The organism is Fictibacillus marinisediminis (assembly GCF_023149135.1).
GTDB classification, from domain to species: Bacteria; Bacillota; Bacilli; order Bacillales; family Fictibacillaceae; genus Fictibacillus_C; species Fictibacillus_C marinisediminis.
Genome location: NZ_JAIWJX010000002.1, coordinates 2,967,607 through 2,991,882, shown reverse-complemented (window position 1 = coordinate 2,991,882; position 24,276 = coordinate 2,967,607). Strand labels below are relative to the sequence as shown.

The following is a 24,276-nucleotide window of genomic DNA, read 5'->3' as shown; positions in this document are numbered from 1 at the left end:
CAACTATAATGACAATTTTACAAGACTTGGAATTTCGAGGTCTCATCAATCAAGTGACTGACCGGGAAGGTTTGGAAGAAAAGCTGCAGAGCGGAAAAACCCCTTTTTATTGCGGTTTTGACCCGACAGCAGACAGCCTGCATGTGGGCCATCTGCTTGTGATCATGACGATGCGGCGCCTTCAGCAGGCAGGCCATCAGCCTATCCCTCTTGTGGGCGGAGCGACAGGAATGATTGGGGACCCAAGCGGGAAGAAGGCAGAGCGGACGTTAAATGAGGCCAGTGTGGTTCAACAATGGAGCGAACGAATTAAACAGCAGCTTTCAAAGTTTTTGGACTTTAACGCTCAGGATAATCCTGCGAAAATCGCCAACAACTATGAGTGGATCGGCAGCATGGACGTTATTTCATTCTTGCGTGATGTAGGTAAATACTTTCCGCTGAACTATATGCTTGCAAAAGATTCTGTAGAATCCCGTTTGGAAGCTGGGATTTCTTTTACAGAGTTTACGTACATGATCCTTCAGTCGTATGACTTCCTTCAATTGTACCGCCAGGAAGGGTGCCGTATGCAGCTTGGCGGAAGCGACCAATGGGGCAATATCACAGCTGGTCTGGAATTGATCCGCAAAGCCGGAGAAGAAGAGAGAGCATTCGGATTAACCATCCCGCTCGTAACGAAGAGTGATGGAACAAAATTCGGGAAAACAGAAGGCGGAGCGATCTGGCTTGATCCGGAGAAAACCACTCCTTACGAGTTCTATCAATTCTGGATCAACACGGATGACCGTGATGTGATTAAATTCTTAAAGTACTTCTCATTCAAGAGCCATGAAGAGATCAACGAACTTATTGAACAAGTGGAGAGCGCACCTGAAAAACGTGCTGCGCAAAAGGCGCTTGCAGAAGAACTTACTGCTCTTGTGCATGGAGAACAGTCATTGGAACAAGCCATCAAAATCTCTCAGGCACTGTTCAGCGGACAGCTTTCTGAATTGACTGGAGCTGAAATTGAGCAAGGCTTTAAAGACGTGCCTTCCTTTGAAATGGAGTCTAAAGAGGATATCGGTCTGATCGACCTGCTTGTAGCAAGCAAAATCTCTCCATCAAAGCGCCAAGCTCGTGAGGATATAACCAATGGTGCAATCTCTATCAATGGAGAGCGGTGCCAGGACCTTGACAAAGTGGTGGGAAGCAGCTCTCGTATTGATGATCGATTCGTCGTCATCAGGAGAGGGAAGAAGAAATACTTCTTGATCCGATACTAATTTTGCTGAATAAGGAGAACCGGCCCTTGTGATTGGGCCGGTTTTTTGTGTTCGATAATAAAATTCGATTTTCGCTAATAAATGCCGAGAGATGCCACTATTGAGGGGTGAGAGCTATATTTTGGACTGTCTGCTGAAATATGCAATAAAAAAAACGCCCCGTAAAAACGGAGCGTTTTCTTAAACTTAACGAGAGTAGTACTCAACGATAAGCTGTTCTGAAATTTCAGCCGGTAATTCAGAACGCTCTGGTAAGCGAGTGAATGTACCTTCTAGTTTGTTTTCGTCAAAAGTCAAGAAGTCAGGAACAAAGTTGTTCACTTCGATTGCTTCTTTAATAGCGCTAAGATTTTGTGACTTTTCACGAACACCGATAACTGAACCAGGTGCTACGCGGAAAGATGGAATATCAACGCGCTTTCCGTTTACAGTAACATGGCCATGGTTTACCAATTGACGAGCTGCACGGCGAGTGCGGGCAAGACCAAGACGGTAAACGATGCTGTCTAAACGAGACTCAAGAAGGATCATGAAGTTTTCACCATGAATTCCTGTCATTTTGCCTGCATCGTTGAAGATACGGCGGAATTGACGCTCGTTTACACCATACATATGACGAAGCTTTTGCTTCTCTTGTAATTGTAAACCGTATTCAGAAAGTTTTTTACGTTGGTTAGGACCATGTTGTCCTGGAGCGTAAGGACGCTTTGCTAATTCTTTTCCAGTTCCGCTTAGGGAAATACCTAAACGACGGGAAATCTTCCATGTAGAGCCAGTATATCGAGCCATGAATGACTCCTCCTTCACGTGTTTTGTTTTTGTAAAACACAACAGTGACTGTTTTCTTTTCATCTGCTTATTTTATTTGCCTATACCTTCACTTCAGCAGCCTTTGAAGCTACGAGATATACCATGCTTCTTCAAACATGTAACAAAATAAAACAAATGACGAACACAGTGCCGCTTTATTTTACACAAAGATTAGTATATGTTTTTTCGGGAAACAAGTCAAGGGCTAGTCTTAATATAAAGGCGCCATGGCAGTGATGGCTGAATACAATAATGGCAAAGCGGAAGGAATAGCGTTTCTGTGGGAGAAAGTTTATAGAAAGCGCTTACAAATAAAAAAGGGGTGCATATCTATGAAGTCCAAGTATTTTGAAACCAATGCCATACACGTTGGGTATGAGGACAGCCAGCATGGGGGAAGTCTGTCTCCGCCGATCTACCAGACCTCGACTTTTGTTTTTCCGGATGCAGAAACGGGCGAGCGGAGATTTGCCGGAAATGAAGCAGGATATGTTTATTCCCGGCTGAAAAATCCGACAGTGGTTATCTTTGAGGAGCGAATGGCAGAACTGGAAGGCGGGGAGAAGGGTTTGGCTTTTGCATCCGGTATGGCCGCAGTTTCAGCAGTATTGCTCGGCCTGTTGAAAACAGGGGACCATATCCTTTGTTCGGAAGGGGTCTATGGATGTACCTTCGGACTTCTGCAATATATGGAAGATCATCTTCAGATCGGGCACTCGCTTATTCCAATGGAGAATGAAGCCGCTATAGAAGCTGCGATTTTGCCGAACACCTCACTTATTTACATCGAGTCGCCGATCAACCCGACGATGAAACTTGTAGATTTAGAAATGGTGTCTAGAGTTGCCAGAGAAAAGAACATTCCAGTCATTGTGGACAACACCTTTTGTTCTCCTTATTTGCAGCAGCCTCTGAAAATGGGCTGTGACATTGTCGTGCACAGTGCTACGAAGTATCTTTGCGGCCATGGTGATGTCATCGGAGGTGTTGCAGTTGGAAGGGAGGACGTGATGCAGCAGATTGCAATGACCGCCCAGAAGGATATCGGTGGGATCATGTCCCCTTTTGAAGCATGGCTGCTTTTAAGGGGCATTAAAACGCTGCCTGTCAGAATGGACCGCCACTGTGATAATGCCGAAAGGATCGCTGTTCTTTTAAAACGCCATCCCTGTATTGAGTCTATCTTTTTTCCAGGAGATCCGGACTTTGCTCAGTATGAGGCAGGGAAGAGACAGATGAAAAAGGCTGGCGGAATGATCAGCTTATTGATAAAAGGAGGCAAGCAGGAAGCTCAGCAGATGATGAATGCATTAAAGCTTGTCAAAATTGCAGTAAGTCTTGGGGACGCTGAGACGCTTATCCAGCATCCGGCGACGATGACACATGCCGTAGTGCCCGAACAGGAACGGGAAAAGATGGGGATCAAACAGAATCTGCTGCGCTTATCCGTGGGGCTTGAAGCCTGGCAGGATATATGGGCAGATCTCGAGCAGGCTCTTCAGAGTGTTTATCAAAAAGAAAATCAGGTCGTAAGATAAAAAGAACGGCCCGGAAGGTTTCCGGAGCCGTTCTTTCACATAGAAGTAATGTCTAGCTTCATCCCTGGTCTTCGGAGGTCAATCTAATAAATCACAATTCGTCTTAGGTCGCTTACGGTTTTCTATATATGCTTGTTCAGTTCATCAACAAACCGCTCGAGCCAAACTTTGTCGATCTCATCAAACCTGTTTTTTTCAGGGCTGTCAATATCAAGTACGCCAAACAGCTGGCCATTTTTTACAATGGGCACAACAATCTCGGATTGGGATGCAGCATCGCATGCGATATGCCCGGGAAACTGGTGAACGTCTTCCACAATCAGTGATTGCTGGTCTTTTGCAGCCGAACCGCAGACACCTTTTCCCAATGGAATTCTTACGCAGGCCGGCAGTCCTTGAAACGGTCCGAGGACGAGCTGGTCTGACAGTTCTTCATATTCATAAAATCCAACCCAATTAATAGCGGGGAGGAACTGGTTTAATAGCGCTGAGGCGTTCGCCAGGTTAGCGGTAATGCTTGTCTCGCCTTCTAAAAGTGCACGGAGCTGCTTGAGGAGCAGATCATATCCCTCTTCGCGATTTTGACTGTATTTTTCGACTGTAAACATGAACATCCCCCTTTTTATGCTAGCGGTCTTTCCCTATCTTATCAAAAATTGTAGAAGATTACATCAGAACAGGTGTATTTGTCGAGCGATTGTTAAAGGGAATATCAGGTTTTCCAACGAAAAAAGAAGTAATAAGAAGGGTGGTGGATACTAAATGTCAAAAGATCAGATGGCTACCAAAATTAAAATTGCCGAAGCTGCGATTGAATTGTTTACAAACCAGGGGTATCAGGGCACCTCGGTCAGGCAGATTGCCAAGAGGGCGGGTGTTAACCTTGCTCTCGTTTCCTATCATTTTGGCGGGAAGCAAGGCTTGCTTGAAGAGCTGATTTCATCATTTTATGAAGGGTATATCCGCAAGATTGAAGTGGTGTACCATACATCGATGGACTATACAGTTAAAGATCAGCTTTTGACCATGATTGAAAGTGTCCTGCATTACCAGCTGAAGCAGCCTGATCTGTCACGTTTTGTCCATCGGGAAATGACGCTTGATTCTACATTGGTAAGGGAAGTGATGACCACTTACCTCTCTAAAGAAAAATATTTTTATGACACCCTATTTGAAAAAGGCATGAAACGAAGAGAGTTTCATAAACAGCCTGTCATGCTCCTGACCATGCAGCTGAGAAATCTGCTCATCATGCCTTTCCTTCATCCTTTATATATATCTGAAGTCTTCTATACGGCTCCACATGATCCCTTATTCGTTACGTCTTATGTGAGTTTTATCAATAAATGGCTGGAGCAGTCGGTTTGTATCCCGCCTAAAAAGAATCCGCTTCTGTCCGCTGTGCAGAATCCGCTATTTTCTTTGCAGGGAAAGTGGAACGGATAAAAGCTCTTGGTGGATGAGTTTATCATACCCTTGTCCCAATCCCTTTGCACTATGGGCATCTGAACCATAGACAAAAGGGATTTTCTGTTTTATGGCCTCCTCCATCACCCAATGGGGAGGATAGGACTCTCCACACAATGGCTTGAATAATCCCGCGCCATTGTAGTCAAGTTCGTAGCCGTGCAGCTTAATCAGTTCCAAAATCGTTCTGATTTCTTCCCGATAAGATTGATCCGTTTGATACTGCTTCTGAAATTTCTGGGCAAGGGTCATATGGCCGATCCGTTTTGGCTTGTAATTTCCCAAGTCTGATGTGATGGACTTTGATAGTGTCTTATAATAGGCACTGTATACTTTGTCTGTGCTGCCGAATGAACGAACCATTTCACCGAACATGTCCTCGCTGTAATCAATGCAGAAATAGGAGCTTTCCTGCTTAATGAAATGGACGGAAAGAATGGCATCATCGAGCCGGGGACCGACTTCATTTAAGAAATCCTTTGTTTCCTTTTCAAATCCATCAATAAAGTCTACTTCTAATCCGATATTAATGGAGATCGCCTTTCTGTAATATTGTTTTGCAGCTCCCAGTTCGTCCAAGTAGGAAGAAAGCCTGCTCAATTCCATGCCTGAATCTTTTTCTGGTACCGGATCAATGAACCCTGAAGGCAAGGGGGCATGTTCAGTAAAGGTCATTCCGGATAATCCTAATTCAATTGCCCGTTCAATATATAGGGAAAGCGGATCGGCGGTGCCATGCGGACAATACGGGGTGTGGACATGTCCATCATAAAAAGTAGACATCGTTAACCTCCTGCGTTGTGTTAAAGGATAAGAAAGCTTTGATATTTATGGAAAAAAATTATGGTTTTTTTCATTTTTTTTTAGTCAAAATTCAGTTTTACATGTTATCATAAGAACATTGAGTCAGCTTCGGACAAGTGAAAAGCACAGTAAAACGCTGGCATTCAATAAAAAAATTGCACTCATTAATTATTACAATTAAAATTAAACAATTGTAACATCATTATTACATAGATTTTGCAGTTTTGCAGAAAGGAAGAAAGGGTGCTTCCTATGACATACATAATTGCCGCAGTAGTTGTTTTAATAGCTGTCGTTGTTTTTGGCTCCTTTTCACGCAAACGGATTTATAAGCAGATTGACCGTCTGGAATCCTGGAAAATGGATATCATGAACCGTCCGCTAACAGAAGAGATTTCAAAGGTAAAAGGGCTTACAATGGTTGGCGAAACAGAAGAGAAATTTGAGTCATGGCGCAGCGACTGGGATGAGATGGTCACAGTTGAACTTCCAAATATGGAAGAGGCTCTGTTTGATGCCGAGGAAAGTGCGGACAAATACCGGTTTGGAAAGGCAAAAGGGATTCTGCATCATATTGAATCCCGGATGCAAGCCATGGAAGAGCGAATCAAAGCCATATCGGCTGAGATTGACGAACTGATCACAAGCGAAGAATTAAACAGGGAAGACATTATTGAGGCCAAGGAACAATTCAGTGAGGCTAAGAAGTATTTTCTGACACATTCCCGGTCTTTGGGGAAAACAGCCGTGCTGTTTGAAGAGGAGTTTACAGAAGTCAATGCAAAATTTGTGCAGTTTGATGAATTGACCTCACAGGGCAACCACCTCGAAGCCCGAAAAATTCTCGTTGAAAGTATTGAAAAATTAAAAGAAGCCAGATCGAAAATGGAATCAGTTCCTGAACTGCTAGTCATGCTTTTATCTGATTTACCTTCAAGCCTTAAGGATCTTCAGGATGGATTCTTTGATATGGAACAGCAAGGCTATGTTCTCAATCACATTGGGATCGATAAAGAAATTACAGCGATGAATGAGACGATCACCAAATTGCTCGAGAAGGTATATGCACTGGAAATCGATGAAACGCAAAAAGGCATTGAACAATTAAACGCCGAAATCGATCAATTGTACGATCTCCTTGAAAATGAAGTGGTCTCAAAACAGTTTGTGATTAAAGAGAAGGAAGTCATCCTTCAATCACTTTCTGATTTACAGCTGGATATGGAAAAGATCCGTGCCGAAGCTGATATGGTAGCGCTCAGTTACCAGCTTGACCACTCCGATGTAGAGGTTCATAAACGGCTGGAAAAATTGTTCACTAAGCTCCAAACGAGGTTTTCCATCATTGAACAGTCTATCGAAGAAAAGAAGGACTCGTATTCGGTCATCCGTGAAATGATGGAAGAGATGGCGGTTCAGCTGGAAGATGTGAAAAAATCAAACCATGAGTATCAAGAAAAACTGATCAGCCTGAGAAAAGATGAGCTGCAGACAAAAGAAAAGCTGAAAGAACTCCGCAGGAAGCTGCTTGAGGCAAGAAGAATGGTACAAAAAAGCAACCTGCCAGGACTTCCTGATCACTATCTGGTCACGATTGAAAAAGCAGAAAGCTATATTATAGAAGTTTCTAAACGGCTCGATGATAAGCCTTTGGAAATTTCAGATGTAACAGAAGTTCTCGAAAAAGCACTGGAAGCCGTTGAAGAAGGCTACAGGGAAACTGCTGAGATTATCGAAACAGCGCTGCTGGCAGAAAAGCTTATCCAATATGGAAACCGGTACAGAAGCTCTTATTCATCTGTTTCAGTACGGCTCATCGAAGCGGAAATTGCTTTCCGTAATTACCAATATGAAGAAGCACTTACCATTGCAGGTACTGCCATCGAAAGCGTACAGCCGGGAATCCTAAAAGAAATGGAAATCAATTTAAAGCAAAAGATTTGATGTAAAAGCTGGGACCTCAAAGTTCCAGCTTTTTCTGTGCGTAATAGTATGAGTACAGCAGCTTCAGGAAAGCGGATTCTGAAAATCAAAATATCCTTTTGATTTCATTGATGCCATCCATTAATTTAGAGGGATTTATGGAAGGATAAAGAGAGATATGCAAAAACAGTTTTCTGTGTAAAATACAATTTTTTCTTTTATTCGGTTGTGGTATTATAGATTGATGTGTAGAATAAGTGAGCTAGGCGGAGGAGTCAACCATGATTTATTTTGACAATAGTGCAACAACGAAACCATATAAAGAAGTACTGGATGCATTTGTTACTGTTTCTCAGAATTATTTCGCCAATCCATCCTCCATTCATTCCAAGGGCGGAGAAACAGAACGGCTTATATTCCAGGCTCGAAAAACAGTAGCAGGACTGCTGAAAGTAAAACCAGCCGAAATTATATTTACTTCCGGAGGAACGGAAGGCAATAATACAGCCATTAAAGGAATTGCATTAAAGCATCAGGAGCGCGGCAAACATTTGATTACAAGTGAGGTAGAACATGCTTCCTCCTACGAAACATTTCATTATCTGGAGTCGCTTGGCTTTGAAGTGACGTATCTGCCAGTAAACTCTTCTGGAGAAATTTCCTTGGAAGAACTGGAAAAGAGCATCAGAAAAGATACAATTCTAGTCTCACTGATCCATGTAAATAATGAAGTCGGCACGATACAGCCAATCGTAGATGCAGGAAAAATCCTGAAGAATTTTCCTAAGGTATTTTTTCATGTCGATCATGTTCAGGGAATTGGAAAAGTACCATTGCCATTTAAGGAAGCATCAATCGATCTTTGCACGATGTCTGGGCATAAATTCCACGGTTTAAAAGGAACGGGTATCCTTTACAAAAGAGAAGGTATTACCCTTTCACCCCTTCTGACTGGTGGAGAGCAAGAAGCCAGCGTGCGTGCGGGAACTGAAAATGTCGCGGGTATTGTTTCCATCGCGAAAGCGCTGCGCATGACGTTTGATCGCATGGAATACGGAATACGGTCCATGGAGACGGTTAAACAAAAAATGATGGATGAACTGTCTGTAATGGAAGGTATAACGATCAATACACCATCAAACTCTGCTCCGCATATCATCAATTTTTCGATTCATGGAGTAAAGCCAGAGGTAATGATCCATACACTTGATCAAAAGGGAATTTATGTTTCCACACGCTCTGCTTGTTCATCTAAACAGGCAGGAGCGAGCCGGATTCTGCTCGCAATGGGGCTTGGGGAGAAGAAGGCAGGTACAGCTATACGGATGAGCCTGTCGTTCGATAATACATTAGACGAAGCAGAAGTTGTGCTTAAAGAATTAAAAAACGCAGTGGTTCAGCTGCAAACAGTAATGGGGTAAATAGAATGCAATATAATCACATTGTTATCCGTTTTGGTGAGTTATCATTAAAAGGGAAAAACCGAAGACATTTTGAGAGCCAGCTGAGGGAAACGGTACGCAGAAAGTTATCTGTATTTCCAAATGCAGTGGTTCTAAAATCATATGATCGGATTCTTGTAGAGATCAATGGAGAAGATCACGAGAAGATGATCGCTAAATTGCAGGAGGTTTTTGGGATTCATGCCATCAGCCTGGCGATCAGAACGGAAAGTGAAATTGAAGCAATCAAGGAAGCTGCATTAGCCGCTTTCCTTGAAAACGGGGCTGCTCCAAAGACATTTAAGGTGTCTGCGCGCAGAAGCAATAAGCATTTCCCGGTCGGTTCGATGGAGCTCAACCGTCAAGTCGGCGGTTATATTTTAACCCACACAGAAAATGTTTCTGTCAATGTCCATCATCCGGATGTTGAAGTTAAAGTGGAAGTTAAAGATAACGGTACGTTCATCAGCTGCCAAACCTATCCTGGTGCTGGAGGATTGCCGATCGGAGTTGGCGGGAAAGCGATGCTGATGCTGTCTGGTGGAATTGACAGCCCTGTTGCCGGGTATTTGACCATGAAACGCGGTGTGCGTATAGAAGCTGTCCATTTTCACAGTCCCCCGTTCACAAGTGACCGTGCCAAACAGAAAGCAGAAGATTTGATGCAGGAATTAACACGCTTTGGCGGTAAGATGAAACTGCATGTGGTTCACTTTACAAAAATACAGCAAATCATAAAAGATAAAATTCCAGCAAGCTACAGCATGACCATTATGAGGCGCATGATGCTCCGCATTACTGAGCGGCTGGCTGAGGAACGAAATGCGATGGCGATCACAAACGGAGAAAATCTTGGACAGGTTGCTAGCCAGACGATGTACAGCATGCATACGATCAACGAAGTGACCAACATTCCCATCATACGGCCGGTCGTTACGATGGATAAGCTCGAGATCATTGACATTTCTCAGAAAATCGGGACTTATGATATTTCCATCCGTCCTTATGAAGACTGCTGCACCATTTTTGTTCCAGCTGCTCCTAAAACAAAGCCGAAACGCGAAAAAGCCAATCGTTTTGAGCAGAATATCGATAACATGGAAGAGCTGATTGAAGAAGCGCTTTCTACGATCGAAACCATCTCTTTTGAAGAACAAAAAGAAGCTAAGGAATTTGAAGATTTATTTTAGCCTGCAGAATCTCTCTGCAGGTTTTTTTTTGGTACTTCATTTAATATTTACCACGGTTGCAATCCTTGTTTCCTTCACAATCTATAGGTACAGGAGGTGAAACAACATGGCAAACAACAACTCAAACCAACTTCTTGTACCTGGTGTACAACAGGCGATTGATCAAATGAAATTCGAAATCGCTTCTGAATTAGGTGTAAACCTTAGTGCTGACAACTCTTCCCGTTCTAACGGTTCTGTAGGAGGAGAGATCACAAAACGCTTAGTGGCAATGTCTCAGCAGCAATTCAGCGGATCTCAACAAAAATAACCAATTGAATACAAGATGGCTTAGGAGCGGGCTGCTGCCCGCTCCATTTATGTTTCTGTGTACTCCTGCAGTAAATGTTAAAAATATTCTAAAAATATTGTATACTAAAGAAGAACACGTTTTGCATACATAGAGGAGGATTACGGAAATGGAGAATCTTTTAGATTTACAAGCACCGCCTGTCTATAATGTAACAGAGGAAATGGAGAAATTCGCACAGGATGCTTCACGCAAAGCACTGATCTGGAAAGACGATAAAGGAAACATCAAGGAATTGACCTATAAAGCTCTCTTTGAAGCATGCAACAAAACGGCAAATGCACTTAAAAAGCTCGGTTTGTCTAAAGGTGACAGAACTCTTGTTGTGATGCCGAGAAAGATTGAAACGTATGTTGTATATCTGGCATGCTTAAAAGCGGGTATTGTTGTCATTCCTTCTTCAGAAATGCTTCGGCCAAAGGATTTAAGCTACCGCATCAGCCATAGTGAAGCAAAGGCTGTCATCTCGGACCTTGCTTTCCTTTCCAGTATCGACACCATCGAAGATGAATTGCCTTCTCTTCAACACAAATTGTCTGTTGGCGGACAAGCGAACGGCTGGGCCTCACTTGATGATTTATCACGGAATGAAAGCGGTTTCTATGAAGGGGAGAAAACCGAAAAAGAAGATATGGCCTTTTTATCCTATACATCCGGAACGACAGGCCAGCCAAAAGGTGCTGTACATACACATGGTTGGGCTTTTGCTCATTTAAGGACAGCTGCAAAAGGATGGCTTGACATCAAAGAAGGAGATAAAGTATGGGCGACAGCCGGACCAGGCTGGCAAAAGTGGATTTGGAGCCCCTTTGTGTCTGTGTTGGGCTGCGGAGCGACAGGATTTGTATATAATGGGAAGTTTGATCCTTCAACGTATCTCAGCTTATTGCAGGAACAAGAAATTTCTGTTCTCTGCTGTACACCGACAGAATACCGACTGATGGCGAAAGCCGATGGCCTTGAACAGTACTCGCTGCCGCATCTCCGCAGTGCGGTCTCTGCAGGAGAGCCACTGAACCGAGAAGTGATTGACACGTTTGTCCGCTGTTTCAATGTCACTGTACGAGATGGATACGGTCAAACGGAAAATACACTTCTTGTCGGCATGATGGACGGAATGGAGCTCCGTCCAGGTTCTATGGGGAAACCGACGCCTGGGAACCGGGTGGAAATCATTAATGAGGATGGAGAGCCTGCCGGAATTAACGAAGTAGGAGATATCGCGGTGCATCAAAGTTCACCAGCTCTTTTTAAAACCTATTATAAAGATCCGGAAAGAACGAAAAGGGCGTACCGCGGTGAATATTACTTAACGGGAGACAAGGCGAAGAAAGACGCTGACGGGTATTTCTGGTTTGAAGGAAGGGGCGATGATATTATCATCAGTTCAGGTTATACGATTGGGCCGTTTGAGGTAGAAGATGCTCTTGTTAAACACCCTGCGGTTAAAGAATGTGCGGTTGTAGCCAGCCCTGATGAGATCAGAGGCCATATTGTGAAAGCCTATGTGGTGCTGAAAGATGAGATACCACAAAATCAGGAGACTTTGATAAAGGATTTGCAGGACCATGTGAAGTCATTAACAGCTCCATATAAATATCCACGCAGCATTGAATTTGTTTCAGATCTGCCAAAAACGACTTCCGGAAAAATACGGCGCATCGAACTGCGGCAAAAAGAAGTAAAAGGGAGCTGAAAATGAAGGCAGGCAAAAGGCCTGCCTTTTAATGTGCGGAAAAATATCGCGGCGTGCTAAAATTGTGGTTAAATAAGGGAAAGCTTAGACATAAAGAGGTGTGGCATGGGAACGTTATATTCGAATGGCATCATTTACACGCTTGCTCAAGAAGGTGAGACCGTAGAAGCGGTATATGTAGCAGGCAATACAATAAAAGAAACTGGAACAGCTCAGTCGTTATTAAAAAAGTACAGCGATGAAATTGATTCATCTATTGATCTGGGAGGAGCTGTGATGTTTCCTGGGTTTGTAGACAGCCATCTTCACATCATCGGACATGGAGAGAAGCTGATCAGAAGAGATCTGTCTCATTTTACTTCAGCAGAAGAGATGGGAGACTATCTAAAAAGCGAGGCAGAAAAAGAAAAGCCAGGAAATTGGATCATCGGTGATGGATGGAATGAAAATAATTTTTTGGACAGAAAGATCTTCCATAGGCTTGAGCTTGATGAGCTGTCACCTCATCATCCTATGCTCCTTTCACGTGTTTGCCGACATGCTTTTTTGGCTAACAGTGCAGCCTTGGAACTTGCGGGAATTACGAAAGAAACAGAAAATCCTCCGGGAGGCATTATCGTCCGCGATGTAAACGGTGAGGCAACAGGTTATCTCCTGGACAGCGCTGCAGACCTTGTCAAAAAGGCTGTGCCGCCTGTTACAGAAAAATACATATCGAATGCCTTAACAGCTTCTGTACATGATTTGCTATCATTAGGGCTTACAGGAGGACATACCGAAGACTTAGGGTATTACGGCGGCTTTGAAAAGACGGTGTCCGCATTCAGGAAAGTGCTGAATGGTGATTCTATAAAATTTAAAGCACATCTTCTTGTTCATCATAATGTGGTCAGTGATTATCAAGTATCAAAGCTTTCCGAAACAGATTCTCCGTATATTGAATTTGGGGCCATGAAAATCTTCAGTGACGGAGCGTTCGGAGGCCGAACCGCGCTCTTAAGCAAACCGTATAATGACGCTCCAGATACTTCTGGTGTTGCAATCCATCATCCGGAAGAGTTAAAAGAACTTGTTCACCTTGCAAGAAATCATATGATGGCTGTCGCTGTCCATACGATAGGTGATCTTTCATTAGAATACACACTTGAGGCGATCCGGGCACATCCGGCTGTAACTGAGAAGAGGGACCGGATCATTCATGCTGGACTCGTCAGGCCTGATCTAATTGAGCAAATGAAACAGCTGCCGATCGTTATCGATATACAGCCAAGCTTTGTTCCGTCTGATTTTCCATGGCTGATCGAAAGGTTAGGCCAAGAAAGAATACCGTATGCATTAGCATGGAAAACCCTCATTGATCATGGGCTTCACTGTGCAGGCGGTTCCGATGCTCCAATAGAGGCAGTGAATCCATTAGAGGGTATTTACGCTGCGGTCACAAGGAAAAAACCGGATGAGAACCATGAAGGGTATCAGAAGGAAGAAAAACTTACAGCCTACCAGGCGGTTCAGCTGTATACCGCGGGAAGTGCTTATGCGATCAGCAAAGAACATACAAGAGGACGGATCGAAGCTGGATTCGAAGCAGATTTTACTGTGCTGGACAGAGATATCCTTGCCAGTGATCCGAATGAAATCCTCGAAGCAAAAGTCCTTTATACGATCATTGATAATTCGATCGAATTCAGCGCCTTCCACCACTAAGCCATATACAAAAACAACCAACCCGCAACTACCGGGCTGGTTGTTTTTGTTAGAAGCTATCTTTGAGCTTATAGGAAACTTCTCCTGACTTTATGCCAAAACGAGTTGTCTTTGAGTTTAACCGTTTTTACTTTTCGATCGGACAGCTCAAAACGGATCACTTCTGAATGCCTGATGCTTAGCGCTTCATTATCAATGCCGATGATCGGGTACTGGTTATTGTCCTGTTCAAACTTAAATGTCAGCTTTCTCTCATTGCTCAAAATAAAAGAAGATCCGAGCGTGCGGTAAAGGTTGTTGTTCAATGACGCCATCTCGCTGACCTGGTAGCACTGGAGCTTGGGATCAACGACGGCACCAGTGACTGATTTATTGTATGCCGTGCTTCCGGTAGGGGTGGAAACGATCATGCCGTCACCTCTGAACGTTTCAAAATACAAATCATCAATAAACACATCCATGGCGAACGTTTTGATAATGGAAGAACGGATTGAGCATTCATTCAGGCAATAAAAAGTAGAATCGTCATGATCCATCGACACGGCCAAGGTTGGATATTTTCTGACCTCAACTTGATCATTATCCATAGCTGATATCATTCCCTGGTGGTCATCTATTTTAAAGTCACAGTAGAAACCCAGTTCTCCCGTACTGACACCCACATACAGACAGTCTTCACGGAAACCCGTTTTTCTGACGGCCTGTAAAAATGCTCCATCTCCTCCGATAGAAGCAATGATATTAGCTTTTTTATGATCATCTACAATCTTAAATCCATAATTTTCAGCAAAGGCAATTAAAGGTTCTACTTTTCTCAATACTTCATCTTCCTGCTTATAAAACAAGTATAGATTTCTGCGTTCGTCTGCCATGTAAAGTCCTCCTGTCGATGTTTCTGTCACTATATCATGTTCTACTTTCACTTTGTAAATCCTTTTGTGAATCGAAACAGGTTTATTTTTCTCTATGCCGACCATAATGGGAATGAAAGGAAGTATGGCCTGTGATGATTTTTTTTATCGTACTCATTATTTTACTGCTCTTATTTATCATTCTGATTTTTTCAACAGTACACGTTTCCTTTTTATACACACACAAAGGGGACGATGATTTTTTGCGTCTTAAAGTATCCCTGTGGAAAGTGATCTCCTATTCCGTCGTGGTGCCCGAGGTTAAAGTCAATGCTTCCGAAAAAAAGATTGAAGCGAAAAAAAAATCAAATGGGGCTGCAGGGGTAAAAAAGAAGAAAACAAAAATCACCGTACAGACCATTAAGGAAAGCTCCAGGAAATACAGCAGGCTCCTTGCCCATGTGACGGGCTTTTATAGAATTCTTCGCCGATTCTTAAAGAAAGTTACAATTTCTCAGGTAAGGTGGGACAGCCGGTTTGGCCTTGGAGATGCGGCTTCAACAGCTGTTGCATCGGGCATGGTCTGGGCTTTAAAAGGCAACGTGCTTGGCATGCTGTCGCACTTTGTCTCTTTAAAAGGAGTGCCTTCCATTCAGGTCATACCTGTTTACCAAGGGACTCTTACGCAAACAAGGCTGTCCTGTATGATTTCTTTTAAAATCGGGCATGCTATTGTCGTCATGTTACAGATGTTGAAACATTGGAGAAAAATAAGCTCCAGCAAAAGTAAAAAATCAAAAAAATATATAGCAGGAGGAACATCACATGTCTGAGCATCCTATTGAAGGCCTTATGAAAACGGCGATGGAAAATCTAAAACAAATGATCGATGTGAATACCATTATCGGCGATCCGGTAGAAACGCCTGATGGAAGTGTAATTTTAACTGTTTCCAAAGTGGGTTTTGGCTTTGCAGCAGGAGGAAGTGAATTCAGCAGCGGTGATCATCAAAACCAGGGTGGAGGCCAGCAGGGCCAGCAGGATTCCAGTGAAGAACTTCCGTTTGGCGGAGGTAGCGGCGGCGGTGTTTCCATCACTCCGATTGCCTTTTTAATCGTTGGTTCAACAGGTATCAAAACCATTCATTTGGATAACAGCACTCATCTTTATGAACGCCTTCTAGATTTGGCTCCAAGTGTTGTGGAAAAGATTCAGCATATGATGAACAACCGAAACAGGCAAAGAAACGTTCAGCAAAACCAAAATCAAAATCAACAGCAAAATCAAAATCAGCAGCAAAATCAAAATCAACAGCAAAACCCTTTTTAAGTTAACTGTTCATCAGTTAGCTTTTTCTTTTCATCTTTACCGCCTTTCGTCTCTAACCAGGCGCTTCAGCTTTTCTTGATCCAGCTTCAGCGCCTAGAGACTTTGTCACTTCGCTCTCTGCCAGAAAACAAAAAGCGTTTTATGGCAGAGACCTCCAGTGCCTTTCGTCTCTAACCAGGCGCTTCAGCTTTTCTTTATTATTTGCACAATCGCTTTCTTCGCTATATTATGAAATATGTACATAATCAAATAAAGGAGGCTTTTTCATGGGAGTAACATTTAAGGAAAAACCGGTTACGTTAGCAGGGAAGCAAGTAAAGGTTGGTGACCAGGCTCCAGATTTTAAGGTTCTGGCCAACGACATGTCAGAAGTGACACTAGCGGATTCTAAAGGATCTGTTCGATTGATTTCTGCCGTACCTTCCGTTGATACAGGCGTTTGTGATGCGCAAACCCGCCGTTTTAACGAGGAAGCGTCGAAATTGGATAATGTTAAGATTTTAACTGTCTCAGTGGATCTTCCATTCGCTCAAAAACGCTGGTGCGCCGCTGCCGGTGTAGAGAACGTGCAGACACTTTCTGATCACCGTGATTTGTCTTTCGGCCAAGCTTACGGAGTGGCGATTGAAGAATTACGCCTCCTTGCACGGGCTGTTTTCGTAGTAGACAGTTCGGACAAAGTCACTTATGTGGAATATGTGGATGAAGTGACCACCCATCCAAATTATGAAGCTGCCATCGAAGCTGCAAAAGCTGCTAATTAAACGAAAAACTCCGGAGGCATGCTCCGGAGTTTTTTAACGGTGTTTCATCTCCCATGAAACGCTTCATTGATTTAAATAGAACGAAACGCATGCTGAATGCGGGGTAAGGATATAGGAGGAAGTAATATGAGCAGCCTTTCGAATGTAGAGAAGCTTTTTACGGTTATTGATCAGTCATCTGAGAGAATTAAACAAGAAGAAGAATTAACCTATCTTGAAGCGCTTGTGGATACAGGTGAAAACTTATTTCATCAAGAGATACCAAAAGACGTATCACAAGTGACAAGAGCTTTTTTAGAAAAAGAATACGCTAAAATCAATCTCGATACGATGGGAGCGGAAGAAATTCGGAAAGCATTCCAGCTTGCCGTCTTAAAAGGAATGAAAGAAGCCATACAGCCGCATCATGCCATGACACCGGATGCTGTAGGTCTCTTTGTTGGTTACCTAGTACAAAAACTCATGCAGCAGAAGAAAGAATTTGTGCTTTTGGATCCCGCAGTCGGATCGGGCAACCTGCTTACAACCGTTTTAAACCAGTTTGGCGAAGAAGTCCAAAGCTTTGGTGTTGAAGTGGATGAGACGTTGCTGCGATTAGCTTGGATCGTCGCCAATCTGCAGAAACATAATGTAGAATTATATCATCAGGACAGCATTAAGCCGTTGTATGTAGATCCTGTAGATATCGTAGTTTCGGATCTGCCTGTTGGCTTTTATCCAGGGGATGAAACTGCGCAAGAATTCAAGGTATTTGCAGAGAAGGGCCATACGTACGCACATCATTTACTCATCGAACAAAGCATCAACTATTTAAAAGAATCCGGCTTTGGCGTTTTCCTTGTGCCTAATTCGTTGTTTTCGAGCGAACAAGCTTATTTGCTTCAAGACATGCTGAAGGAACGTGCAGTAATTTTAGGTATGATCCAGCTGCCCATGTCGCTCTTTAAACAGGAAAGCCATGCAAAAAGCATTTTGCTGCTGCAAAAAAACGGAGAACACACCATCAAACCAAAACAGGCTCTCCTTGTTAATTTGCCATCCTTTTCTAAAAAGCAAGCGATGGGGAGCGTAATGAGCCAGATGAATGCGTGGTTTAGCTCTGAACTAAAACGTTCATAATAAAAATGATGAAAAACACCTTCCATGGAAACGAATTCATTTCTGAATATAATGAATATGCCTGGAAAACGCTTAACAAACTTGAAATAAGTGTGCAAGGGTGTTTAAATGGTTAAGGATATTATGAATTTATAATGGGCAAGAAGTTCATGTCATTCATGCACTTCTTTTTCATTGCAGTTAAGGAGCTAAAAAGAATGGCTAAAATTATCGCAATCAACGCTGGGAGTTCTTCACTGAAATTTCAGCTGCTTGAAATGCCTGAAGAGCAAGTTCTAACAAAAGGTGTAGTTGAGCGTATCGGATTAAATGACTCCATTTTTACCATTGAAGTAAATGGAGAAAAAATAAAAGAAGTAACAGAAATTCCTGATCATGGGGTAGCGGTAAAAATGCTGCTTGAAAAATTGACGGCCCACCAGGTCATTTCTTCTTATGATGAAATTGAAGGGATCGGACACCGTGTTGTTCATGGCGGTGAAAAGTTCAATGATTCAGCTGTAATCACTGACCAGGTCTTGGAGGAAATTGAGGAACTGTCTTTCTTGGCACCTCTTCATAATCCGGCTAACGTTGTCGGTATCACAGCGTTCAAAGAAATTTTGCCGAACGTACCGGCTGTGGCTGTTTTTGACACGGCGTTTCACCAATCCATGCCTGAACAATCATTTTTGTATAGTTTACCATATGAATATTATGAAAAGTACGGCATCCGAAAATATGGTTTCCATGGTACCTCTCATAAGTATGTTACAGAACGTGCAGCTGAACTGCTTGGCCGTCCGGTCGAACAGCTTCGCCTTCTATCCTGCCACTTAGGTAACGGTGCGAGCATTGCGGCCATTGAAGGCGGAAAATCCATTGACACTTCTATGGGCTTCACGCCATTGGCGGGTGTTACGATGGGAACGCGTTCTGGAAACATTGACCCAGCATTGATTCCTTATATCATGCAAAAAACAGGCCAAACGGCTGAAGAGGTACTAAACGTTTTGAATAATAAGAGCGGAATGCTAGGTGTATCAGGCTTCTCTTCTGATCTTCGTGATATTGAGCAGAAGGCAAATGAAGGAAATGAAAGAGCAGAACTTGCTCTGGAAGTTTTTGCTTCCCGAATCCATAAATACATCGGTTCTTATGCTGCTCGTATGGCTGGCATCGATGCGATTATCTTTACAGCTGGAATCGGTGAAAACAGTGATACCGTCCGTGCGCGTGTCCTTCGCGGTTTAGAATTTATGGGCGTATACTGGGACCCTGCATTAAACAAAGTACGCGGAAAAGAAGCATTCATAAGCTATCCTCATTCACCGGTTAAGGTTATTATCATACCTACGAATGAAGAAGTGATGATCGCAAGAGATACAGTAAGACTATCTAAATAATAATGTTTATTGAGCTGGTGTCAGGTACCAGCTCTTTTTTTGTAGGTATCCAGCTTTCACTTTTCATGTTGGGATATGTGGCGTTGGTAAAACTCTTCTGCGGGTTTTTTGTTTTTACGGAACAAAAGAATGTATAATACTATTAAGAAAAGCTTCAGTGCCTTGCTTAGGCACTGAAGTGCAAATGGCAGGAGGTTGAATTGTGAGCTTAACTTCAAGAGAGGAAAAAGTATGGCAATCCATCACCCAGTGGGAGTCCAGTTATTTTGATTATGAGTCGACAGATTTTGAAGCGACCTATGAACGATGGATTAAAAATCAGCTGAGCCAACTGAACCCGGCTCTCATTGAAAAAATGAATAATTTCATTGATTCTGCATTGTTTCATGTTCACGCACTGATTCAGAATTCAAGATACCAAACGGATGTAAGAGAGAGGCTGCTGTCAGAAGCACGTATTTTTAATCCCGAAGTGGAGATTATTGAAGATTTACAATCATGTACGATTGATCAGCTTACATATATTGCGCAACAGCAAATCGCAAGAAGCCGGATGCTTTCTTTAGCGCAAGGAGGGCTTTCTGGAACAGGGGGACTCTTGCTGCTCGGGATGGATATTCCGGCAATGATTGCTTTGCAAGTACGGTCCATACAATACATCGCAATGAATTACGGATATGATATACAGAAACCGTCTGAAATGATGATGTCGTTGAAGGTATTTCATGCTTCCACACTTCCAAAACGGTATCAGTATGAAAGCTGGAACGAACTCCTTGAGGAGATCTCAAGCGGGGAGCGTGATTCGTTCTTTTATGTTGGTGATGAATCCGTTGCCGATGTATCCTGGCTTTCTATGCCGCTTAAACAGGGAATGAAGGGAATCATTATTACCATGCTCAAGAAAAAGATGGTACAGGGTATTCCTTTGCTTGGTGTTTTGTTTGGAGCTGCCATGAACTATCAAAAGTCCAGAGAAGTAACAGAATTCGCTCAAAAATTTTATCAAAAGCGTTTTCTATTGGAGAAACAATCATAATTAGTATGCATACAACATACAAAAACACCCGGAATCAATATCCGGGTGTTTTTGTATCCAATGATGTAATGGATAGCTCCATTGCAAGGATTTTAACAGGGCATTTCTGCTATTCTTTTATAAATGCAGCTTTAAGTTAATATCTTGATGGGTTCTGTACCAAAGCCATAAATCATTAATTACAGATGCTAGTTCAGCGATCTCCCAATTGAGTTCGCATGAGCGTTCGAAGTTTTCTTCAACACCGAGCTGATCCTGTTTTGTATTGATGATCTGTTCAATGTCGTGGATACGGTCAGGAATGGTTCCCCGTATTGATTCCCATTGTGCCAATATTCCTTCCTGTCTGGCGGGAGCGTAGTCTTCCCAAGCCATTTGCAATAAGGGAAGCTCGATGCCAAGCCGTTCATTAAAAACAAATTCGGTTGCCACGTGTATCACCTCTTCTTTATTTTACATGATAAAGCATGTTGTTGCGAATGAATTAAAACTAATATTTATACATTTTTATAAATAATTATTGAAAAAATACTCAAATGTTGTTATAGTGGTTTCAGAAGATATAATCTGAAGTTGCAGTGAGCAGCTTCTTTTATTTTTACTTAGGAATGTATAAAAATTTATAATTAAGTATTTTAATTCAAAGGGGTTTTATAGATGGCAAATAAAAAAGTGGTATTAGCGTATTCAGGCGGATTGGATACTTCAGTAGCAATTAAATGGCTTCAAGAAAAAGGATACGATGTGATCGCACTTGGTCTTGATGTAGGTGAAGGAAAGGACCTGGAGTTTGTTAAAGAGAAGGCTCTGATGGTTGGAGCGATCGAATCCATTAGCTTAGATGTTAAAAAAGAGTTTGCTCAGGACTATGTACTGCCGGCTCTTCAAGGCCATGCAATGTATGAAGGGAAATACCCAGTACTTTCAGCGCTTTCCCGACCGCTGATCGCTAAAAAATTGGTCGAGGTTGCAGAACAGTACGGAGCTCATGCTGTAGCCCATGGCTGTACCGGAAAAGGAAACGATCAGGTTCGATTTGAAGTTTCCATTTCTGCGCTGAACCCTGATCTTGAAGTCATTGCTCCTGTACGTGAGTGGGGATGGTCGCGTGATGAAGAGATTGAATATGCAAAAAAACATAATATCCCGATTCCTGCGACACTGGACAGTCCTTATTCTGTCGATCAAAACCTTTGGGGAAGAGCCAACGAATGCGGCATATTGGAAGACCCATGGGTGGCTCCCCCGGAGGATGCATATGATTTAACGGCTCCTTTAGAGGAAACACCTGACACACCGGATATGATCGAAATTACATTTGAAGAAGGTGTTCCGGTAGCTTTAAATGGCATTCCTTACAGCTTGGAACAGCTGATTCAGCATTTGAATAAAGTGGCCGGAGCCCATGGCATCGGACGTATCGATCATGTAGAAAATCGTTTGGTGGGAATTAAATCAAGAGAAATATATGAATGTCCTGCTGCGGTGACATTGCTGAAAGCACACAGCGAGCTGGAAGACATCACGCTTGTGAAAGAAGTGGCACACTTTAAACCGGTCGTTGAGAAGAAGCTTACAGAAGTTATTTATGAAGGTCTTTGGTTCTCTCCAATCCGCCAGGCACTGCAAGCCTTTTTACAGGAAACACAAAAACATGTGACTGGTGTTGTACGAGTTAAGCTGTTCAAAGGGCATGCCATCGTAGAAGGCCGTAAGTCACCGTTCTCTCTCTATGATGAAAAACTTGCAACCTACTCAACAGAGGATACATTCAACCATCAGGATGCTGTTGGTTTCATCTCCTTATGGGGGCTTCCGACAAAAGTAAGCAGCAAGGTGCAGCATAACGGGGTGAAAGTATGACAACAAAATTATGGGGAGGAAGATTTACCGAAGCGGCTGAACAATGGGTCGATGAATTCGGTGCTTCCATTTCATTCGATAAAGAACTGGTAGAAGAAGATCTCGCGGGAAGCATTGCCCATGTTACAATGCTTTCCAAATGCGGAATCATTACAAAGGAAGACTCAGAGACAATTAGAGGCGGACTCCAGACGCTGTTAAAAAAAGCACAGAACGGTGAACTGGAGTACAAAGTGGACTATGAAGACATCCATCTTAACCTGGAAAAGCTTTTGACAGACGAGGTGGGCCCTGTTGGCGGTAAGCTTCATACCGCAAGAAGCAGGAATGACCAGGTAGCCACTGACATCCACCTCTACATGAAAAAGCAGGTCTCTTCGTTCATCGAGCAGATCAATCAGCTTCAAACAGTATTAGTTTCTCTTGCTGAAGAGCATGTGGAAACCATCTTGCCAGGTTATACACATCTTCAAAGAGCACAGCCTGTATCCTTTGCTCACCATATTATGGCTTATTTCTGGATGTTTCAGCGTGACAAGGAACGTCTTTCTGACAGCATGAAGCGTATCGATTTATGTCCTCTTGGTGCCGGTGCTCTGGCGGGAACGACTTTTCCGATCGACAGAGCGTTCACAGCTCAGCTTCTGGGCTTTGAAGATATCTATCAAAACAGCCTAGATGCAGTAAGCGACCGTGACTTTTTGGTGGAGTTCTGCAGTAATGCTTCCCTTGTGATGATGCATTTGTCACGTTTCTGCGAAGAGCTGATTCTTTGGTCATCTCAGGAATTTCAATTTGTTGAGATCAGTGATTCCTTTGCAACTGGAAGCAGCATGATGCCGCAGAAAAAGAACCCGGATATGGCTGAACTGATCCGCGGCAAAACAGGCCGTGTATATGGAAGCCTTACCTCGTTGCTTACGGTGTTGAAGGGACTTCCACTAGCTTACAACAAAGATATGCAGGAGGATAAAGAGCCTTTATTTGATGCGGTTACAACATTAAAGGGTTCATTGTCCATCTTTACCGGCATGATAGAGAGCATTACGGTCCGCCAGGAAAACATGCAAAAAGCCGTCTCATCCGATTTTTCCAATGCCACGGAACTTGCTGATTATCTTGTTAACAAAGGCATCCCATTCCGTGAGGCGCATGAAATTGTCGGTAAACTCGTGCTGGCTTGTATCCAGAAGAACGTGTACCTTCTGGATCTTCCGTTTGATGAATACCTAGCGGCTTCACCATGTTTTGAAAAGGATGTGTTTGATGTCCTTCAGGCGAAGACCGTTGTTTCCAGACGGAATTCTGCAGGCGGAACAGGATTTGAAGCTGTTCGAGCTGCGCTTAAGATTGCTAAAACTAAGATCTGATTACCCAGATTGTGGCACACTATTTTCTCCTTCATTAGAGAACAATATGGTTAAAATCATGAAGGAGGATGAGCATGCCAGAAAAAAAACCAGCATCATTTGTGGATTTTGATCAGGAAAATGAAATTACCGTACAGCAGCAGATCAACGAATCCTACCAAAGCGGGGTAGTGGACTACCTCGATCAAGGAAAGTCTGAATCAAAAGCTGAAGATGAAGAAAGCCTCCAATAATTAGAAGGACAGAAAAAGCAGGATGACCTTTGTCATTCTGCTTTTTTTATTTCACCTTTTTGTCTGTATTCAATATCGGATCGCTATGGTCCTGAATAGACTTAGTTATGTGGAAATGGTTACAATGATAAT

At 42.9% G+C, this 24,276-nt stretch carries 23 protein-coding genes; 18 read left to right on the top strand and 5 right to left on the bottom strand.

Features of this window, described 5'->3' with window-relative positions; genetic code table 11:
* Nucleotides 1–8: 8 nt before the first annotated feature.
* Entirely contained in the window at nucleotides 9–1,268 is a 1,260-nt protein-coding gene (gene tyrS, locus LCY76_RS15905; RefSeq protein ID WP_248253423.1) for a tyrosine--tRNA ligase, read from the top strand.
* Between the two features lie 186 nt (nucleotides 1,269–1,454).
* Here the strand turns inward: tyrS and rpsD are convergent, their stop codons facing one another.
* A complete protein-coding gene (gene rpsD, locus LCY76_RS15900; protein WP_053357547.1) occupies nucleotides 1,455–2,057 on the bottom strand; it encodes a 30S ribosomal protein S4 in 603 nt (200 codons plus the stop codon).
* 347 nt (nucleotides 2,058–2,404) lie between these two features.
* Here rpsD and megL point away from each other — a divergent pair, with 347 nt between their 5' ends.
* Nucleotides 2,405–3,616 (top strand): methionine gamma-lyase, encoded by a 1,212-nt coding sequence (megL, locus tag LCY76_RS15895; RefSeq protein WP_248254700.1) that lies wholly within the window; start codon nucleotides 2,405–2,407, stop codon nucleotides 3,614–3,616.
* A gap of 122 nt (nucleotides 3,617–3,738) precedes the next feature.
* Here megL and LCY76_RS15890 read toward each other — a convergent pair whose 3' ends face one another.
* Entirely contained in the window at nucleotides 3,739–4,224 is a 486-nt protein-coding gene (locus LCY76_RS15890) for a GAF domain-containing protein (protein WP_248253422.1), read from the bottom strand.
* Nucleotides 4,225–4,378: 154 nt separating this feature from the next.
* Between LCY76_RS15890 and refZ the strand changes: the two genes are divergently transcribed.
* Nucleotides 4,379–5,062, top strand: coding sequence for a forespore capture DNA-binding protein RefZ (gene refZ, locus LCY76_RS15885; RefSeq protein ID WP_248253421.1), 684 nt, complete (start codon nucleotides 4,379–4,381; stop codon nucleotides 5,060–5,062).
* Here the strand turns inward: refZ and hisJ are convergent.
* On the bottom strand, nucleotides 5,030–5,866 hold the full coding sequence (gene hisJ / locus LCY76_RS15880) for a histidinol-phosphatase HisJ (protein WP_248253420.1): 837 nt from the start codon (nucleotides 5,864–5,866) through the stop codon (nucleotides 5,030–5,032). The two genes, refZ and hisJ, sit on opposite strands and share 33 nt — an antisense overlap.
* Nucleotides 5,867–6,139: 273 nt before the next feature.
* Here hisJ and ezrA point away from each other — a divergent pair, with 273 nt between their 5' ends.
* The 6 genes from ezrA (at nucleotide 6,140) to LCY76_RS15850 (ending at nucleotide 14,191) form a co-directional block, all read left to right on the top strand.
* Entirely contained in the window at nucleotides 6,140–7,831 is a 1,692-nt protein-coding gene (gene ezrA, locus LCY76_RS15875) for a septation ring formation regulator EzrA (protein WP_248253419.1), read from the top strand.
* A gap of 260 nt (nucleotides 7,832–8,091) precedes the next feature.
* A complete protein-coding gene (locus tag LCY76_RS15870) occupies nucleotides 8,092–9,231 on the top strand; it encodes a cysteine desulfurase family protein (RefSeq protein ID WP_248253418.1) in 1,140 nt (379 codons plus the stop codon).
* 5 nt (nucleotides 9,232–9,236) lie between these two features.
* Complete coding sequence (gene thiI / locus LCY76_RS15865) at nucleotides 9,237–10,442, top strand: tRNA uracil 4-sulfurtransferase ThiI (protein WP_248253417.1); 1,206 nt, start codon at nucleotides 9,237–9,239, stop codon at nucleotides 10,440–10,442.
* Between the two features lie 106 nt (nucleotides 10,443–10,548).
* Entirely contained in the window at nucleotides 10,549–10,752 is a 204-nt protein-coding gene (locus LCY76_RS15860; protein WP_053357555.1) for an alpha/beta-type small acid-soluble spore protein, read from the top strand.
* 148 nt (nucleotides 10,753–10,900) lie between these two features.
* On the top strand, nucleotides 10,901–12,487 hold the full coding sequence (mbcS, locus tag LCY76_RS15855) for an acyl-CoA synthetase MbcS (RefSeq protein WP_248253416.1): 1,587 nt from the start codon (nucleotides 10,901–10,903) through the stop codon (nucleotides 12,485–12,487).
* Nucleotides 12,488–12,592: 105 nt separating this feature from the next.
* A complete protein-coding gene (locus tag LCY76_RS15850) occupies nucleotides 12,593–14,191 on the top strand; it encodes an amidohydrolase (protein WP_248253415.1) in 1,599 nt (532 codons plus the stop codon).
* A 68-nt stretch (nucleotides 14,192–14,259) separates the two neighbouring features.
* Here LCY76_RS15850 and LCY76_RS15845 read toward each other — a convergent pair whose 3' ends face one another.
* Entirely contained in the window at nucleotides 14,260–15,063 is an 804-nt protein-coding gene (locus tag LCY76_RS15845) for an NAD kinase (protein ID WP_248253414.1), read from the bottom strand.
* A gap of 134 nt (nucleotides 15,064–15,197) precedes the next feature.
* Here LCY76_RS15845 and LCY76_RS15840 point away from each other — a divergent pair, with 134 nt between their 5' ends.
* The 6 genes from LCY76_RS15840 to LCY76_RS15815 all read left to right on the top strand — a co-directional run bounded on the left by LCY76_RS15840 (nucleotide 15,198) and on the right by LCY76_RS15815 (nucleotide 20,678).
* Nucleotides 15,198–15,875, top strand: a complete 678-nt coding sequence (locus LCY76_RS15840; protein WP_248254699.1) for a DUF2953 domain-containing protein — start codon at nucleotides 15,198–15,200, stop codon at nucleotides 15,873–15,875.
* Nucleotides 15,868–16,371 (top strand): GerW family sporulation protein, encoded by a 504-nt coding sequence (gene ytfJ / locus LCY76_RS15835; RefSeq protein WP_248253413.1) that lies wholly within the window; start codon nucleotides 15,868–15,870, stop codon nucleotides 16,369–16,371. Before LCY76_RS15840 ends, ytfJ begins: the two co-directional genes overlap by 8 nt.
* Nucleotides 16,372–16,637: 266 nt before the next feature.
* Nucleotides 16,638–17,135, top strand: coding sequence for a thiol peroxidase (gene tpx, locus LCY76_RS15830; protein ID WP_248253412.1), 498 nt, complete (start codon nucleotides 16,638–16,640; stop codon nucleotides 17,133–17,135).
* A 126-nt stretch (nucleotides 17,136–17,261) separates the two neighbouring features.
* Nucleotides 17,262–18,254, top strand: a complete 993-nt coding sequence (locus LCY76_RS15825; RefSeq protein WP_248253411.1) for a class I SAM-dependent methyltransferase — start codon at nucleotides 17,262–17,264, stop codon at nucleotides 18,252–18,254.
* A gap of 197 nt (nucleotides 18,255–18,451) precedes the next feature.
* Nucleotides 18,452–19,639, top strand: a complete 1,188-nt coding sequence (locus LCY76_RS15820; RefSeq protein ID WP_248253410.1) for an acetate kinase — start codon at nucleotides 18,452–18,454, stop codon at nucleotides 19,637–19,639.
* A 202-nt stretch (nucleotides 19,640–19,841) separates the two neighbouring features.
* Nucleotides 19,842–20,678, top strand: a complete 837-nt coding sequence (locus LCY76_RS15815; RefSeq protein ID WP_248253409.1) for an EcsC family protein — start codon at nucleotides 19,842–19,844, stop codon at nucleotides 20,676–20,678.
* Between the two features lie 117 nt (nucleotides 20,679–20,795).
* Here the strand turns inward: LCY76_RS15815 and LCY76_RS15810 are convergent, their stop codons facing one another.
* Entirely contained in the window at nucleotides 20,796–21,053 is a 258-nt protein-coding gene (locus tag LCY76_RS15810) for a hypothetical protein (protein WP_272885750.1), read from the bottom strand.
* A gap of 282 nt (nucleotides 21,054–21,335) precedes the next feature.
* Here LCY76_RS15810 and LCY76_RS15805 point away from each other — a divergent pair, with 282 nt between their 5' ends.
* From LCY76_RS15805 to LCY76_RS15795, 3 genes are all read left to right on the top strand, one after another.
* On the top strand, nucleotides 21,336–22,541 hold the full coding sequence (locus tag LCY76_RS15805; RefSeq protein WP_248253407.1) for an argininosuccinate synthase: 1,206 nt from the start codon (nucleotides 21,336–21,338) through the stop codon (nucleotides 22,539–22,541).
* Nucleotides 22,538–23,911 (top strand): argininosuccinate lyase, encoded by a 1,374-nt coding sequence (gene argH, locus LCY76_RS15800; RefSeq protein WP_248253406.1) that lies wholly within the window; start codon nucleotides 22,538–22,540, stop codon nucleotides 23,909–23,911. Before LCY76_RS15805 ends, argH begins: the two co-directional genes overlap by 4 nt.
* 74 nt (nucleotides 23,912–23,985) lie before the next feature.
* Nucleotides 23,986–24,144 (top strand): hypothetical protein, encoded by a 159-nt coding sequence (locus LCY76_RS15795; protein WP_156316352.1) that lies wholly within the window; start codon nucleotides 23,986–23,988, stop codon nucleotides 24,142–24,144.
* The last annotated feature ends 132 nt before the right edge of the window (nucleotides 24,145–24,276 follow it).